The organism is Mucilaginibacter celer, from assembly GCF_003576455.2.
Lineage (GTDB): Bacteria > Bacteroidota > Bacteroidia > Sphingobacteriales > Sphingobacteriaceae > Mucilaginibacter > Mucilaginibacter celer.
In genome coordinates this window covers 2,790,657-2,807,931 of the sequence record NZ_CP032869.1, presented here as the reverse complement: position 1 = coordinate 2,807,931, position 17,275 = coordinate 2,790,657, and the positions used below count along the sequence as shown (strand labels likewise).

General features: G+C 40.4%; 12 protein-coding genes. 4 read left to right on the top strand and 8 right to left on the bottom strand.

Annotation, left to right across the window (positions count from 1 at the left end; translation table 11 throughout):
- Nucleotides 1–190 precede the first annotated feature (190 nt).
- Nucleotides 191–3,538, bottom strand: coding sequence for a non-ribosomal peptide synthetase (locus tag HYN43_RS11035; protein ID WP_119409399.1), 3,348 nt, complete (start codon nt 3,536–3,538; stop codon nt 191–193).
- Between the two features lie 713 nt (nt 3,539–4,251).
- On the opposite strand from HYN43_RS11035, the gene HYN43_RS11030 reads away from it, so the two are divergent.
- The gene (locus tag HYN43_RS11030) at nt 4,252–4,995 is read left to right on the top strand and encodes a WecB/TagA/CpsF family glycosyltransferase (RefSeq protein WP_162996421.1); all 744 of its coding nucleotides are present in this window, start codon (nt 4,252–4,254) and stop codon (nt 4,993–4,995) included.
- A gap of 27 nt (nt 4,996–5,022) precedes the next feature.
- Here the strand turns inward: HYN43_RS11030 and HYN43_RS11025 are convergent, their stop codons facing one another.
- From HYN43_RS11025 to HYN43_RS11010, 4 genes are all read right to left on the bottom strand, one after another.
- Nucleotides 5,023–5,235 carry a hypothetical protein gene (locus tag HYN43_RS11025; RefSeq protein ID WP_119409397.1) on the bottom strand — a complete coding sequence of 71 codons (213 nt, stop codon included), beginning with the start codon at nt 5,233–5,235 and terminating at the stop codon, nt 5,023–5,025.
- 193 nt (nt 5,236–5,428) lie between these two features.
- Complete coding sequence (locus HYN43_RS11020) at nt 5,429–6,805, bottom strand: O-antigen ligase family protein (protein ID WP_119409396.1); 1,377 nt, start codon at nt 6,803–6,805, stop codon at nt 5,429–5,431.
- 194 nt (nt 6,806–6,999) lie between these two features.
- Nucleotides 7,000–8,556: a glycosyl hydrolase family 28-related protein gene (locus tag HYN43_RS11015; protein ID WP_119409395.1), complete on the bottom strand. Its 1,557-nt coding sequence runs from the start codon at nt 8,554–8,556 to the stop codon at nt 7,000–7,002.
- A gap of 220 nt (nt 8,557–8,776) precedes the next feature.
- Nucleotides 8,777–10,180, bottom strand: coding sequence for a glycosyl hydrolase family 28-related protein (locus tag HYN43_RS11010; protein ID WP_162996420.1), 1,404 nt, complete (start codon nt 10,178–10,180; stop codon nt 8,777–8,779).
- A gap of 329 nt (nt 10,181–10,509) precedes the next feature.
- Here HYN43_RS11010 and HYN43_RS11005 point away from each other — a divergent pair, with 329 nt between their 5' ends.
- The gene (locus HYN43_RS11005) at nt 10,510–11,508 is read left to right on the top strand and encodes a glycosyltransferase family 4 protein (protein ID WP_119409393.1); all 999 of its coding nucleotides are present in this window, start codon (nt 10,510–10,512) and stop codon (nt 11,506–11,508) included.
- A gap of 65 nt (nt 11,509–11,573) precedes the next feature.
- Entirely contained in the window at nt 11,574–13,049 is a 1,476-nt protein-coding gene (locus HYN43_RS11000) for an oligosaccharide flippase family protein (protein WP_119409392.1), read from the top strand.
- Here HYN43_RS11000 and HYN43_RS10995 read toward each other — a convergent pair.
- Nucleotides 13,046–14,200 (bottom strand): acyltransferase family protein, encoded by a 1,155-nt coding sequence (locus HYN43_RS10995; protein ID WP_119409391.1) that lies wholly within the window; start codon nt 14,198–14,200, stop codon nt 13,046–13,048. The genes HYN43_RS11000 and HYN43_RS10995 overlap by 4 nt on opposite strands.
- Before the next feature lie 461 nt (nt 14,201–14,661).
- On the opposite strand from HYN43_RS10995, the gene HYN43_RS10990 reads away from it, so the two are divergent.
- On the top strand, nt 14,662–15,183 hold the full coding sequence (locus HYN43_RS10990; RefSeq protein ID WP_119409389.1) for a tetratricopeptide repeat protein: 522 nt from the start codon (nt 14,662–14,664) through the stop codon (nt 15,181–15,183).
- A 62-nt stretch (nt 15,184–15,245) separates the two neighbouring features.
- On the opposite strand, the gene HYN43_RS10985 is transcribed toward HYN43_RS10990, so the two are convergent.
- Complete coding sequence (locus HYN43_RS10985; protein ID WP_119409388.1) at nt 15,246–15,713, bottom strand: c-type cytochrome; 468 nt, start codon at nt 15,711–15,713, stop codon at nt 15,246–15,248.
- Nucleotides 15,714–15,715: 2 nt separating this feature from the next.
- Nucleotides 15,716–17,023, bottom strand: coding sequence for a PQQ-dependent sugar dehydrogenase (locus tag HYN43_RS10980; protein ID WP_245447247.1), 1,308 nt, complete (start codon nt 17,021–17,023; stop codon nt 15,716–15,718).
- Between the last annotated feature and the right edge of the window lie 252 nt (nt 17,024–17,275).

Sequence of the window (17,275 nt, the reverse complement as noted above, 5' to 3'; positions counted from 1 at the left end):
TAGGTAGTTTTAGTAGTAATGTTATTATTAACAGTAGACTTTTAGTAAACAGTAGCTTTGAATTTCGAAATTTGCAATATCTATGCCTTTATGGTTGCCGCTGATAGCTGCACAACCTGAAAGTGTAAAATCGAGGCGTCGGTGTTTTAAATCACCAAAAATTGACACCGGTTGCATTATTAGTGTATAGTTAAACCGACGCAACATCGTCTATATTTTTTTGCAAAACGGCACCCAGTTCGGCAACGTAAGGCGTTTGCAGCATCGAAAAATGGTCACCGGGAATCTCAAAAAGTTCAACGCCTTTTTGGGCGTATTTTTCCCAGCCCAGGTATTTACCATACTCAACATAGTGTACACTAATGCGGGCTTTGTAAAGGTACAGCGTACCATCAAAAGGTTCGAGCGGATAATTTCTGAAAGCGGTAATATGCTTGTTCCTGATTTTTTGGATAAGCTTATAAAACTCCCTCGAATCCTTCTTATTTTCGGCCGGAACTTCCGGTTGTTGGGCACTGCCATTAAACCATTGGTTTATTGAAAATCGCAGCGCCTGCATCATACGCGGAAAATGACGTTTTGCTTTTTTAGGCAGCAATGAATACCAGTCTTTGTACTCTGTTTTTTCGGCATCGGTATCAAAAATGATCAGCATTTTTACCTCGCGGCCCTGGGCTACCATTTGTTTCCTGATTTCCATGGCCACATAACCGCCTGATGAATAACCGGCAAGCAGATACGGTCCGCGCGGATTGTGACGGATAATTTCCTGCATGTAATGGTAGGCTATAACCGGCAGTTTATCAATAGGCTCGTCAATACCGTTAAGGCCCAGCGCCTGCAGGCCGTAAACGGGTTGATCCTTGCTTACATAATCGGCCAGTTTACTGAAATTAAGTACGTTTAAACCATCACCATGAATAATATACAATGGGTTTTTTGATCCCGATGGCTTAATAGGCACTAACGATTTAAACTGCTGATCGCCGTTTTCTTCATCCAGGAAATGCGCCAGTGGCCTTACGCTTGGATATTTATAAAAAATAGATAACTGAAGGTTTTTACCTATTATTTTTTTGAGTTTGGATAAAATTTGAACCGCCATTAACGAGTGCCCGCCTATTTCAAAAAAATTACTTAGCACATCAATGTCGCTGTTGGCAAAATTTTCCTTCCAGATGCTTACCAGCATCCGTTCGGTTTCGGTTTCCGGTTCAACGTATGCTCTTTTTATTTTGTGCTGCTCATTAACATCGGGCAGGGCGTTGCGGTCTATTTTTCCGTTTCCGGTTAGGGGTAAACTATCAAGTTCAACCCAAACCGCAGGGATCATATACTCGGGTAAAAACTTCTGCAGGTATAGTTTAAGCCCTTCGGGATTGTAATCAGAGGTTGTGTTTACAATATATGCAACCAATCGCTTGTTACCTTCCGCATCCGGCTTTGCAAGTACTACAGCCGCATCTACCAGTCCGCTTCCGTTCAACACGCTTTCAATTTCGCCCAATTCAACCCTAAAGCCCTGAATTTTAACCTGGTTATCCTTTCGGCCAATAAACTCCATATTGTAATCGGGCATCATTTTGCCTAAATCGCCCGTGCGGTACATCATTCCACCGCTATCTGGGTGAAAAGGATCCGGAATAAATGACCGGGAAGTTTTTTCGCTATCGTTTGCATACCCGCGGGCTACGCCAACGCCACCTATATACAAATCGCCAATGGTACCAACCGGTACAGGCTGCAGGTAATCGTTAAGGATATAAAAAAAGTTATTAGCTATCGGCTTGCCATAAGGAATGCTGTTCCATGCGGCATCGGTTTTATCAACTATAAAATAATTCGACCATACCGTGCCTTCGGTTGCGCCGCCCAAACTTACTACCTGTGTTTGGGGAAAGAATGTTTTGATGCGATCGGGCAGGTTTACCGGGATCCAGTCGCCGCTCATAAACACGGTTTTCAAGCCGGGGTAACGGTAGGAGGGCTGCCCGCTTTCCAAAGTTTTAACAAGGTAATCTAAAGTAGTGGGCACCGAATCCCAAAACGTGATGTTATGCTTTATCAGCATATCGGCCAGTGTTAGCACGTCTTGAATCTCCGCCTTTTCGGCAATTACAATTGCCGCCCCGGCCGAAAGCATCCCGAAAATGTCATATACCGAAAGATCGAAACACATAGAGGTGATGAATAGCAACCTGTCATCAGTGCTAATATTAAAGCGTGTATTTACCCATTGGATAAGGTTTACTGCCGAATGGTGAGCAATCATTACCCCCTTTGGTTTACCGGTAGAACCGGAGGTGTAAATGGTGTAGGCGAGTTGGTTGCTATCGATATTTAAGCAGGGATTTTGGTCGCTGAATCTGCAGGTATCCTCTTTACTGATTACTTTGAAATTTTTTGCGCCAACAATCACTTTTAATGGGTAATCATCATCTGCCACGATCATCGTAATTGCCGATTGGTTGTAAATATATTCCTGCCTGTCAATCGGATAATCCGGATCGATAGGAACATAAGCACCGCCGGCTTTCAGGATACCCAACATCCCTATAATCATTTCAAAATTACGATTGGTGAGTATGCCGATATTATCGCCTGGTTTTACGCCCTCATTAATCAGGTAATTGGCAAGTTGGTTGGCACGGGTATTCAGTTGGTGGTAAGTAAGTGTAAAATCACCTTTAATAAGCGCAGTAGCATTGGGGCTTGCTGCAGCGTTTTGCTCAAAAAAACTAAATATGGTGTTTTGGTGGTCGTAAGGAGTAACTGTGTCGTTAAATTTGTTTATTAACAAATCATACTCATCATTTTCCAACACATTGTACTGCCCTAATTTAAGCGAACTGTTGTTTGTAAGCTCCCGTAATAAAACAACGAGCCTGGCTGCAAAAACGCTGAAAAAATCGCTGTCGAGCTTATCTGTATTATAAAAAAAAGATACATCCGGTATTGTATGATCTTCCTTAATATATACCCCAAAATGAAAATCGCTTAATTGGGCGGTAAGTTCGTTAATAAGGGGTAATGGCTCGGGCGTTAACTCTTTCTCTAAAATAAAGCAAACCTGGAATAGCTCCTTTTTTATGCTGAGGGTTGCCAAATCAAAATTTTCAGCTATTTGAATAAATTCGGCGTTATTGGTAATAGTATCCTTTACTTGTGTGGCCGTTTCTTTAAATAAATTTTCGCTGTTTAACTCGCTCCAAAGTTCTGCCACCTGCGGCTCATTGTTTCCGGTTTTTATGATGGCTTGCCCAAATAGTACGTTTTGCTGGCCGGTGTATCTTTTTAAAACAACGTTTATCGCCGTAATCAATAGCGAACTGAATTGCATATTATTGCTGCGGGCTGCTGTTAAAAGCAGTTCTGATAATTCTGCGTCGATATTTAATTTAAAAACTCCGCAGTTTTTACTACTACCGTTAAAAGCACCCGGTTGGTTTTTGCTGTTGCTTCTTAGAGCCGTAGGATTGTTTTTATAAAAAAGATTGAAATTAAATGGTTCGGTTTCGGTAGAAATCACAAGGGGCATGTTTGGGTTAGTATTAATGTTATCAATATGCTATTGGGTAAATAAACTCTGCTATTTATTGTTTTAGTGATTTAACAGATGAAAAAAAATGCCAAAGTCTCGCCCGCGGTTTAAATAGTATCATCTGAAACCAAAATGTTACATACGCTTTATATTTGTCTTTAAAAACGATTTAGTTTTAATGATTTTAATATCAATTAGTTGTAGCGTTGTTTGACGTTATAGTTCAGCTTTCTTACTGTTTTAAGGCAACAATAAAAGATGTTTTCTTAAAAAGAATCTCACTCCTAAATGGAGTAATAAAAAAAAATAACTATGGATGAAGATTTAACAGTAGAGTTTGTATGTTTTTTATAACAATAATTGTATTAAATTTCAGATGTAGAAGTAAAAAAGTTTCGACGATTGATGGTTTATGTAATTATTAGATAAAAAAAGCGTTACAAATCTCCACAATCTTACTCCTTTTGGTTTTAACTTGCTTTGTAAAAGTTGTATTTACGCTTTGGTAATTGCTAAAGTGCCTACATTTATATCAAACTGGCTTTTGGTTTGAGTGGGTCCGTGTGTCGAAGACGACTAATATTTAAAATTTTATACAACTCACAATGGATATCTACAACATCTTTATCTCACGAATCCCAAGAACTATCGAGGATTTTGACCCCAGGAAAAAGAAGCTGATTACATTTTTAAATCCCCACTCATATACATTGGCTGTAAAAAGAGCCGACTTATTTGAATCATTTGATTATATAGCACCCGACGGGATTTTGGTTGTAGCTATTTTAAACTTGCTGAAGGCGGTGGCATTTAAAATTAAACGCTTCTCGTGCGATATGACCTCGGTAGTACCTTATGTATTTAAAATAGCCATCGAAAACAAGTTGAGCACATTTTTTTTAGGTACAAATGCCAGTGGTATTAAAGAGTCGGTTAAAGTTTTCAGGAAGAGTTTTCCCAAACTGAAAATCTCAGGTTTCAGGAACGGATACTTTTCGAGCGAGCGGGAGAGAGACGAAGCCATTTTAAACATTGTGAAATTAAAACCCGATATCATTTTTGTAGGTATGGGAACTATTTTGCAGGAGACTATGGTGTTGGATTTAAGAAAAGCTGGTTATGAAGGAGCGGTTTACACCTGCGGTGGTTTCCTTCATCAAACCAAAAATGAGATTAATTTTTATCCTCAGTTCATAGATAAACTAAACCTCAGGTTTTTTTACAGGATATTTAAAGAGAACGGCGTATTAAAAAGATCTATAAAAACTTACCCGCAGTTTTGTTACCTCATGATGCGCAGATTATTTAAAGGCGGTAAGGCAGATGATAGTAGTGATGAAGCTAAAATTAACAACAAGATAAAAATAAACGAAGCCAGGCGCAATATAAAAGTCGTGTCAACAAACGAGGAGTTGCTTAAAGCTAACAGAAATCGTTTAGCTAACTCAAATTAAACCAGTTAAGGCAAACCATTGCAGTAATTACTTGGCTTGAGCTTTATAAGTTACATTTTGGGGCGTTGAGTTCACTTTAGGAAGTGATTCATGCCCGGTTTCAGAAGAGGGTTGATGCGAATCATTCCTCTTTTTTTTTCTGAAAACTATTTTAACACCGTTTTTCCAATACTTTTCGAACGAAACCACACTCAAAAAGTTAATTACTTTAAGTAATAACTTAAACTTTCTGTCATTCATGTTATATAATTGGTTTTACCCATCTAACCTTTTATACGGTTATCAGGGGATAAAGTTCCGTTCTGGCTGTAAAAATAGGATGGAATCAGTGACCGGAGCTGGTTTATTATTGTAAAAATATCTAAAATACAAATACCGGACAACTAAATTTGAATTTTTCAGTACGATATTTTTTAACTTTAATGCAAGATAATCAGGTACTTAAGGTAACCGCCTGGGCCGGTTTTGAACTGATACTGTACTTGTTAAAAAAGAAGGTAAAAAGCAGGAACAAGGGGAAAGTTGAGTGTGAAACAGGTGCCCAATCGGTGCATCCGTAAATGATATAAATTACAATTACTGCTATTTGGGTGAGCGATAATATGGTGTTTACGTTTTGGGCAATACTGATTTTAGCCTGCCTGAGGCTCATGATGATAAAGATTATCCAGAGCGTAAATCCAATAATGCCTGTTTCGGCCAATATGATGAGGTGGGTGTTATGGATAGGGTTGGAGGTCAAAAAATCGTTATGGATAACCTTGCTCATTTCAGGCGAGCGATTTACAAACTCAAGATGGCTGTTAATACCGACGCCAATAACGGGCGAGCGGTGAAATATATCCATCCCCATCGTCCAATGGTCAAGACGGGCCTGGTACATATCGTCGGCATCGGTCTTCAAAAAGGTTGCGCTAAACGGCGACAGGAATACCAGCCAGTATAATACAATTGCTGCGGGTAATACGCCCAAAAAGAAACTCTTTAATGATAGCAAGGGCTTATCCGCATTTTTAAAAAGATAATACAGCATAATCAGGATCACCACCAGGGTGATGTATGATGTACGCGAGTAGGTGAGGATGATAGTAATACCGGCCATCACGATTAATATTAAACTCAGTTTCTTTTTAAAACCGTTAAGATAACACGCAAAAAAAAGCCCAGAAGCAATTACCGAAAACAGGCCCAGATTAGCCGGCGTAACAAAAATGCCTATCGCCCCGGCGCGCGTACCGTTGCGGGTAGCCCACATATCGCCGCCGGCCTGAAAAATTGTGGTAACAAACGTAACGTTCAATAAGGGATATAAAATTGCCAGGCAAAAGTTTAATACGCACAATAATAAAAAACTGCAAAAAATGCCATTCAGTATCTGTATAGGGTTAAGCTTGTTATACATCAACCTGAAAAACAGAATATAGGATAACAATGCCACCGCAAATGCAACGGTACCCCACCGGGCCACGTTAAACGGGTTAACAAATGATATAGCTACAAGCAGCAGGATCCATATTACCCACCGCTCGTTTTTATATCGATACAACAGGTTTGGATTTTTTTGTGTTAAGAGCAACCAAAAAGAAGCTATCAGGGGCAGCATCAAAAATATTTTGCCGGTAAATGATCCTATCCCGTCTACCGATATATAGCTGGGGGTATATAATGGGAACGACATCTGGAAGGGGATGCAGGTAACTATAAAACTAAAAAAAAGGTGCGATGAATCTTTTTTTTGAACCAGGTTAACGGTATACCACACCAGGTAAACGGCAACAAGTACAAAAAAGATGAGAATTTTTAAAAGCATAGTTCAATAAAGCGAGCTATCACCCGGTTTTATGCACGGGGCATTAAAAAGCGGCCGGCTATGTAACCCTATTGAACTATAATAATTGTACGGCAAAAAAGTTTGGTGCGTTTTGATATTTCTTAGCTGTATCCGGAATAAAAAAGGGGATACTTTAGCTTAGCATCCCCTTTTTGTAGAATTATTTATGTTGATCAGCCCGCAAGGTTATTAAGCAACTGGGCAAAGGTAGATTGCAGCCAGTATAATGATATAATACCCGCCGCCATGTTTTTGCCTTTATTATTCTGGATTTTTGGCGCAACCTTACCGTTGTTGATGCCGGCTATTTTAACCACATAGTCCATTGTGCGGGCCGTACCCGATAGGGTGTTGGTAGCCTGGTTAGTGGTAATGATAAGCCCTGATGAATCGCCGCTTACAATAAAGCCCGAAGCTTTTTGGGTGGCCGTACCTGCATCAGTTACCGTGTTGCCGTAAAAATAGCCGCTTGTTGCAATCAGGTTAATGCCGTCGCTGCGGGTGCCGGTAATGGTATTAGCATTGGCCTGCGCCTGGGTATAGCCATGAAACACAATGCCGTTACCAATGGCCGATTTGATAACGTTGTTATCTGCAGATACCTTAATTAAACCTTTGGTATTAGCCGGGTCGGCAATATTGATAGCGGCTGTTGTTAAAAAGTTTACGCCTGTAATATTTTCATAAACATTGGTAAAGCAATTGCCCGAAATACTTACGTTGATAATACCCCAGCAATCAATTTGCCCCTGGTAAATTTTATTGTTATAAATTTTATGATGGCCGCTTAACGAATCGGCAATGCCGTTTTTATAGCCGTTGTAAAAAAAGCCCATGGTAACTGCCCTGCGGTAACGTACTTTTGGTCCGCCGCGTTCCGCCGGCCCGTAGCCATCGGCAAAATTAAAGGTGTTGTTGTAAACAGAAACATTGAGCACGCTTTCGTTAACGCTGTGTCTTTCTATATCAACGCCGCCCACCAGGTAGCCATCGCCGTGCACATTGTTGTTGTAAAATGATGCTCCGTTTACGCAGCAAAACATGGTTCCCTCGCGGTAAATATTAAAAAACTCCGAATCGTGTACGTTTACGTTGGTTACAATCCTTTTATTTAGCGTTGGTTCAAAGCAATCGCCAAACAGTAAACCATCGCCCCTGAAACTTTGAAACTTGCAATTTTTAACTTCGATGTTTTTACCGTTGTTGATGCTAAGCGCATGGCAAAACTGGTAATCTGCATCAAATTTCTGAAGCGGCAGGTTGCCATTAAAATCAATGCCTTGTATAGTGAGGTTGCCTATTGATGGCATGCCCACATAATCCTGGTAAAAAATAGAATTGGGATTATAACGCCCTGATGTTAACTTAATGTGGCAGGTTGCCGGGCCGTTACCTGTCATACCCACACCATCAACCAGTTTAATAATACCGCCGCCGTTGCCGGGCTGGCCTATCATATAAGTTCCGTCGGGGAAATAAATATTGGCTTTACCGGTAGACTTTGCGTAAAGCAGGGCATTGGTAATTGCTTTGGTATCGTCTGTAACGCCGTCGCCTTTCGCACCCTGATCTTTCACATTTACAGCGTTTGTAGGTGCTGCTGTAGCGGCAAGTGAAATAGCTGGCTGTGCAACCAAAATATTAGCCTGAGGCTGTGCAATTATTGCCACATCGTCCTTTTTGCAAGACGCTAATAAAAACAATGCCAAAGCGGTAAAAATTCTCTTCATTTGGGGTATATTTAATCAATATGTTGGCTTGTACGCTTTATCGATTAAATTGTTACGTAAATGAAGAAATATTTTCTCTTATTGAAAGTTTTGGCACGATAGTTAATGTCTGAATTTAACTATAAAGAAATATTGTAGAAAATTATTCCCAATTCGGGGTTTTGGCAAAAAAATAAGGGTATATGCATGCATATACCCTTATTTCTACAGCTTAATAAAATCACATAGCTACATTGTTTGAAGTTATTACATATCCGGCCTGGTAGTAGTATTCGGATAAAATGCCTTTAATCATGTTTTTGCCCTTGTTGCTTAAAATTTGCGGAGCTACCGTGCCATTATTGGCGCTGCCTATTTTAATTACATAATCCATAGTGCGGTTGCTTCCTGTTGTTGTATTGCTGGCCTGGTTGGTTGAAACATACAAACCCGAAGCATTCCCATTTATTAAAATACCCGAGCATGGGTTCGCCGCCGTTCCGGCGTCTGTTATCTTGTTACCGTAAAAACAACCGCTGGTACTTAAAACACTGATGCCATCCAGTGGGGTACCAATAATGGTATTGCCGTTAGCTGTTACCTTCGAGTAGTTTTTAAATGCTATACCGTTTCCGATATCGCTATCGATGATATTATTATCCGCCGATACATTGATAAGGCCTCTGGTGGTAACATTATCCGAAATATTGATGGCAGGCGCTGTCAGGAAACTTACACCGGCTATATTTTCATAGCTGTTTTTAAAGTTATTGCCCGATATGCTTACATTAAGCATCCCCCAGCAATCAATCTGGCCCTGGTAAATTTTATTGTTGTAAACCTTGTAGTGTCCGCTTAATGAGTCGGCAATTCCGTTTTTGTAGCCATTATAAAAAAAACCCATCGTAACCGCGCGGCGATAACGCACTTTGGGGCCGCCGCGTTCAACCGGTCCGTAACCATCTCTAAAATTAAAGGTGTTGCTATAAACTGATACATTCAATACGGTTTCGTTAACGCTGTGCCTTTCAATATCCACACCGCCTACCAGGTAGCCATCGCCGTGAACGTTGTTGTTATAAAAGGTGGCATCGTTTACGGCACAAAACATCGCGGCTTCGCGGTATATGTTAAAAAACTCGCAATCGTGCACGTCAATATTGGTTACCATGCGCAGGTTTAACGAGGGTTCGAAGGTATCACCAAAAAATAAGCCATCGCCCCTGAAGCTTTGAAACTTACAATTTTTTACCTCGATGTTTTTGCCGTTGTGAAAATTAAAGGCCGTACAGTATTGATAATCACTATCAAAAGTTTGTAATGATGAGTTGCCATTAAAATCAATACCCTGTATGGTTACATTGCTAACAATGGGGGTGTTCACATAATCCTGGCAAAACATAGGGCTGGGGTTGTTGCGGCCTCCCGTTAACTTAATATGGCAGGTGGCTGGTCCGGTACCGGTTAAGCCCACGCCATCAACAAGTTTAATGATGCCGCCGCCGTCGCCTGCCTGGCCTATCATATACGAGCCATCGGGAAAATAGACGGCCGGGATACCTGCTTTTTTTGCTGCGGCCATTGCAGCCTCAATGGCATCTGTGTCGTCGGTAACTCCGTCGCCTTTGGCGCCGTAATTTTTCACATTGATTGTTGCCGAAGAGGCCAGTGATAAATGTGAAGCGTTTGTTAAAGAATTACTAAATTTTTCAGATCTGTTATCTGTGATAACTGAATTGGCTTCCTTTTTGCATCCCAAAAAGCATAATGCAATCAGGAAAGTCGAAAACTTTCGCATCAATAGGGGTATTAATCAAGTTAGTTAATAATAAATTAATTTAAGCGACTAAAAATAATGAATTTTATGAAAACTTTTTAATTAAAACTTTGTATTTGTGGAGAAAAAAGAATTTTTTATGGTTTTTTGTGGAAATAAAGCCAAAAATTAACATGGAATTTAATTAAAGTTAAATAATGGCTTTGGATATTGTTGCAACAACCTCTGATCTTGATGTTTACGGCGGTGCGCAGAAGGTTCTTTTAGATATACATAACGGTATTAAACATAAGTACAATTGTAAGATACTGGGCTTTGTTCCTTTCCAAAAATTGCATCCCAAGTATAAAATTCCCGAAAACGAATATGTAAAGTTTTGCAATCCGTTTTACCTTAATGATAAGATATTGCTGGTGCACGCCCGTAATATCATGGCCGTGATGATGATAATTAAACGCCTGTTTTTTTTAAATACCCGCATCATCTATATTGCCCACAATGTATATGATACGCATAAAAATATTTCTTTTTTTCCGTATCAAATAGTTTCCATCTCTAAAAAAGTTACTGAAAACCTGCTTCATTATTTCAGGCTTAAAAACAGGAACATAACCTTAATATATAATGGTATAAAAGATGAGGCAGAAGTTTATTCAACCATAACTTTTAAGAAGCAGCAAAAAATAAAAATCCTGTACTCGGCCAGGGTAATAGATGTGAAGCGGCAGTTATTGATAGTTGAACACCTTAAGGGAAAACTGCATCCGGATATCGAATTGCTTTTTGCCGGTCATGGCCCGGATTTACCAATGCTTACTGAAAGTTGTAAGGATTTGCCAAACTTTAAAGCGCTGGGCTTTGTTGAGGGGGTGAACGATTTGGTAAAGCAGGTTGATTTTTTGATGCTGTTTTCTGTTCAGGAAGGTTTGCCCATTGCTTTGATAGAGGGCATTATGCACGGAAAGCCATTACTGGTTAATGACATCGGCGGAAACCTTGAGATAGGTGTTCCGGGATATAACGGCATCGAGTTAAATGAAAACTGGGATGAACTGGCCGGTGCCTTGAACAGCCTTGTAGACCTGCCGGTTGCCGATTACGAAAAAATGAGCATCAACAGCCGCACCCGCTACGAGATTATGTTTAAGTATGATGCCATGTTACAGAAATACATCGAACTGATTGAATCGGTATAGAAAGCAAAAACTTTCATCTGAAGCCATCTACAATAATATTAAAAACACCAGATACTGAAACGCGAATGGAGATTTCACATAACTCATTTAAAACAAAAATTTCAGGTTTATTTCAGAACTCTCTTTTTAAAAACAGCAGTTGGGGCGTTATTTCGCAAATGTCGCAAACGGTGTTTTTGAGTTTGTTTTTTGTGATTTTGGCCAGGATGTACCCCACCGCAATTTTTGCAAAGTACATTATTGCCAATGCCATATATCAACTGGTGACAGCTTTTTCAACCATGGGCCTCAGCCAGTGGTTTATCAGGGAGTATATGCATACTGATGATAAGCCTACCATGATCAGTAAGTTTATCAAAATGCAGATCTATTTCGGGCTGATATTTTATGCCGTGAATATTGTACTGGCATTTACAATTTATGATGACCAGTTTACCCGCGCACTTATCATCTTAATGGGCGTAAACGTAATTTTTGATAACCTGATTAACGGTATAAAATCATTAAACATTGCCAATTTTGAGCAAAAGAAAACTGCCATTATCCTCACTATCGAGTCGGTTTTGAAGTTTGCGGCCGGTTGTGTGCTGTTTATCTATCCTTTTTCCATCATAACGCTATCGGTGGTATTAATCGCTATCAGGTTTTTAACGCTCAATCTGTTCCTGGTTATCGGCTCGTCAAACCTGATCACTTTAAAAACACTTTGGCGATGCTCGGTTACCTATCTTGATTTAAAGGCCATGGTAATTATGAACTGGGCTTTTGTTATTATAGGCGGCGTATCCATCATCAACTGGCGAATGTCGAACATCATTATATCGAAGGTTTTAACCGCTTTTGATGTGGCTAATTATGAAATTTCCTTCAAAATATTTTCCATCGCCCAGATTTTGCCGGTGGTGATATCCACCTCTGTTTTTCCACTGCTTGTAAAACACTATTCCAAGCCGGATAAAACCGACTTCTTTGCCTTTTACAAAAAGGTGCATGTTTACTATTTACTGTTTGGCTGGCTGGCCTACACCTTTATCTATTCATTTTCGGATAAACTGATCCCGATAGCTTTTGGTAGTACTTATATAAACAACGCTGTTTATACCAAACAGATGTTTTTAACCATTTTGTGTTTCCCTACGGCACTGCTCCAGGCCAATGTATTAATTGCCATGAAAATGGAGAAGCAGGATATGCTTTTTAATATCATCGCCTTAATAGTAAACTTATCGGTGTGCCTGTTTGGGGTGTTGTACATTAAATCGTTAAGCGTAGTGAATTATTCTATTTTCTTATCGTTTCTGGTGTTTCATATTTCGCAGGATATTTTGCTGCTTGGCCGTAAGATGGTTTCGTTGCTTTCGGTAATTAAATTTTACGTAATTACAGCGGCATTTATAGGTGGATATATGTTGCTGAGCAATGTGGTTAACCCGTATGTTTTATTTACGCTTACCTGGGCGGTTACTCTTGCCGTTACCTTTATGGGTAATAAACTGCAATATGTTAAGCCGGCAGTGTTAAGTAAAGGCGTTAATGGTTAAGCGCTTTTATTCCCGGCCGAAAGCTCATTCTTTTTGTTAAATCCCAAAATATTAGCCTGCTTAAGCCAGGCTATTTGTTTTTCGGGTTTGCGATAACTAAACAGCCACCAGAAACCGTATCGGAGGCAAAAGTTGTAAAAAAATACGGGCAGCACTATACCGGCCGTCCATATGATAACTAACAGTAATGGCACATTGCTGATATGGAGCATGCTCATTAGTACAGTACGTGTCACCGTCATTACAATAATCTGCACGCAGTAAATATAAAGCGAGTGATAACCAACAATGCGTAAAAAGCCTAAAACCTGTAGTTTTTGCAGAAAAAAGGAACAATTGATGGATAAAGCACAACCAATAACGGCCTGCAAAAAAAACAGGTAATGTTGGTTAATCTCCACATTGCGAATCCCGAAATCAGATGCCTGCAGGTTAATCGGCGTGCAATAATATTGTATGGCGATAAAGGCAATAAGCAGGGGCACAAAAAACTTCCAGGAGGTATATAACTGCATTTTTTTATCGTCGAGCATTAGTTTCGATAGCAAATCGCCCAATGCAAAAAATATGTAGTATTCAAAAATATCAGTGAATAGTCCTGCTTTGATCTGATACATCAGCGGGAACAGGATGTACAGCGCCACACCGATACAAAACTGCGCAACCGCCGGAACTTTCAATTTTACATGCAGAAAAGCGTATAGGGTGCCGATGCAGTACAGCGCATTAAGATACCAGAAGATTCCTGTGCGCCGCGGGTTTATAATCAGGTTAAGATAATCGATAGGGGTGTAGCCGTTGTGCGTAAACCGGTTCATTACAATTTGTAGCGAAACCTGTATTACACCCCAAATTAGCAGGGGATATAATATATTGTTGCTCCGGTCGGCAATGTAGGCCTGCAGGCCTTTTTTATTCAAACTTTTAACAATCAGCAGGCCCGAAATGATAAAAAACAACGGCATCCGGAAACCGTACAAAAACACACCGATGTAATTAAAAAACGGATATTGCTCCAAAGCAAGGCCATGATCTTTCAGTATTTCGTAGCAATGGCCGTAGGCAACCAAAATAATGCTTATTCCTTTATCATAATCAATCCAGAGCCACCTCTTTTCGTTTTTTATAAATTGAGTATTAAATAGATCCATGAATAAAGTTTAGCTGTTTTATGTTGAAGGTATATGTGTAATGATATACAACACAATGAAAACATTTGAAAATTGTTTTTTTTGATAAAAGTAAATACAGGAGATCACAAAACTTTTACAGGCCGGACAACGAGGGGTTGTACGGGGTGCGTGAAATAAGCTTTCAGCAAACAATAAAACTCTGATCCCAACCACAACATCGCTTCCGGCTGAGGCACTTGCTTTTCTCATTAATTAACCCTATGTTTGTGTAGTTAAAACACAAAACGATGCAATTCAATAAATCAATCTGCTCAATAGTAATGTGGCCCATGGTGCCGCAGCAGAAGGGTTTTGCATCCTTAATTCTCTTCTCAACACCGGTATAGTGCTTTAGCAGCACCCAACCGTTTTTACATTTACCACATTTTTTTCTAACCTTAAGTCTTAAATTTTTAGGCTTAAATGAATTTTTAATTAATATGGATAATTATTATTCTATTGAAGAAAAGTACCTGCAGGCCGTTGATGAGCTGTCGTTCGGCGAGACGCCCAAAGGACTTAATATATTAAACCAGATTATAGCCGATGAGCCTTTTTATGCCAGGGCGCATTACCAGTTAGGGATGATCCATTACTACAAAATTCAGGATTATCAAACTGCCGGCTATCATTTCAAAACCTGCATGGAGCTGGAGCCTGCGTTTCCGGATAATTATACGCATTATCTCGATCTGGTTATTTTCCTGAATATGGAAAAACAGGTATCGGCCATTTCTGCTCAGGCTTTAACCGTTGCAGGTGTTAACAAAGCCCGTATTTACGAGCTGATGGGCTTGTTTCACGAAAAGCAACGAAACTGGAACAAGGCCTTAACCGCCTACCAGGATGCCTTTATGGAAGTAACCGAAAAGGATGAACGTAAAGACATTGAAGAAAGCCTTAAGCGTGTGCGGCTAAAAATGAAGCAAACGCAGGCTTATACCTACGTTGTTATCGAATAATGATAAAAATATCGGGTACTGAAAAAGGCCTCCGGGAAAACCGGAGGCCTTTGTGTTTTTAATTAGTTACCCGGAGCCGGTGGTTTATTGGTTGCTCTCGTGGCTTTTACCTGTGCTGCAGTAATGGCGCTTGCTTTATTGCCAAAACTGTTACGCACGTAAGTTAAAACATCAGCTATTTCCTGATCTTTTAAAAAATTGTGTGCAGCCATGGTGTTTGAGTAGCTTTCGCCGTTAATTTCTACGTCTTCGTTAAAGCCGTTCAGCACTATTTTTATCAGCTGGCTTTTATCGCCCAAAACATAAGTAGTTTTCACCAATGGCGGGTTCATGCGGGGTACGCCTAAACCATCGGCCTGGTGGCAGGTTACGCAATACTGCGTAAAAACTGCTTTGCCGTTGGCTATTGATGTTTTGAGGCTTGTTAGCCCTGGCTTATTTACAATCGTTTTATGTTTTGTTTGGGCCGATGTGCTGAAGCCTGTAATAGCTATCAGCAAAATCAGCGACAGGGCTTTTTTCAAGTCCATTGTTATTTTTTATAGCTGATTTTGTAAATGTTACCCTTAACATCGTCGGTAATATAAAGCGAGCCATCCGGGCCTTGTGCCAGGCCGCAAGGGCGATGCTCGGCAGCTCCTGATGCGGTATTGGCTGTCGAACCTGAAAACCCGTCTGCAAAAACTTCCCACTGGCCATCAGGTTTACCATCCTTAAACGGTTGAAATACGACAAAATAACCTGCCTGCGGCTCAGGTGCACGGTTCCACGAACCATGGAAGGCGATGAAAGCGCCGTTTTTGTATTTGGCCGGAAATTGATCGCCGGTATAAAACAGCAAACCGTTAGGGGCAAGGTGGCCTGGGTAAGCAGCCGCCGGATCGATTGCATCCTGTCCGCCTTCTTTTTTACCATCGCCTCCATATTCAGGCATCAGCATTTTTTTGTGTTGTTCCTGGTCGTAATACATATAAGGCCAGCCGCAGTTGTCGCCTTTTTTTATCGCGTACATACATTCGGCAGGTAAAATGGCCGATTGTTTGGCGGTGAAATATTGCGGATAAAATTCATAAAGCTGATCGCGGCCATGCTGCATCACAAACAATTGGTTGTTTTGCTGATTCCAGGTAATGCCAACCACGTTGCGCAGGCCGGTTGCATAACGCACGCCGTCGCCATAATGCTGGTTTAATTTAGCAGCCTTAAACTGCCAGATGCCACCGGCCGAATCCAAAATAGGACAGCCTTTTTGGCCCGGCGAACCTTTTTTACGGTCCTCAACCTGGCAGGCATTTGAGTAGGCGCCAATGTTAACGTACAGGTTGCCGTCATTATCAAGTGTAATGGCTTTGGCTTCATGCTCGTGGCGGCTTATTAAGCCTGTTACTATCTTTTCGGGTTGCGCAGAATTGATCACCTCGCTTTTATCATTCAGTTTATAGCGAAAAACCTCCTCGTCAGATGATGCATACAGGTATCCGTCTTTAACGGCTATGCCGGTACCGCTAAACTCGCCAAAGCTGCTTTTTACTGTTGCTTTGCCGCCTTCTTCATGCAGCATCAAAATGCCTTTATTGTTTTTAACGTTGGTAAGTTTAACATACAAATCACCTTGTGGGGTAACAGTAATGTGCCTGGTGCCGCCAAGGTTTTCGGCAATAATACTTGCGGTAAAGCCTTCGGGAGTTTTTAAACCTGCATTTTCGGCTGTCGAAACCGGGGCGGTACCTGTGCTGTCGGCTTTTTTCGAATCGCTGTTGCTTTTACAGGCGTTAAAAAACATCATGCTCCCGGCAACTGCCAATGGCAATATGGAGCGGAATAATTTGCGGTTTTTCATGGTAACTGATTAATGGTTATCAAATTAAGTAAATATACGGCTATTACAAAAATCTGTTTTGTAGTAATGCGGTGAAAAGTGCATTGCGGTTGAAAAATCAACCTATAATAAAATTTGGCTGCAATAGATTGCAGGTAATTGATTTCGAAATAAAATTTCACATACGGTGCTTTTGTGTAAAATTAAATACTGTTTTTTTAATGTTTAAACATATAAGGTAAATGAGCATTAAACCATTGCCGTTTAATATCG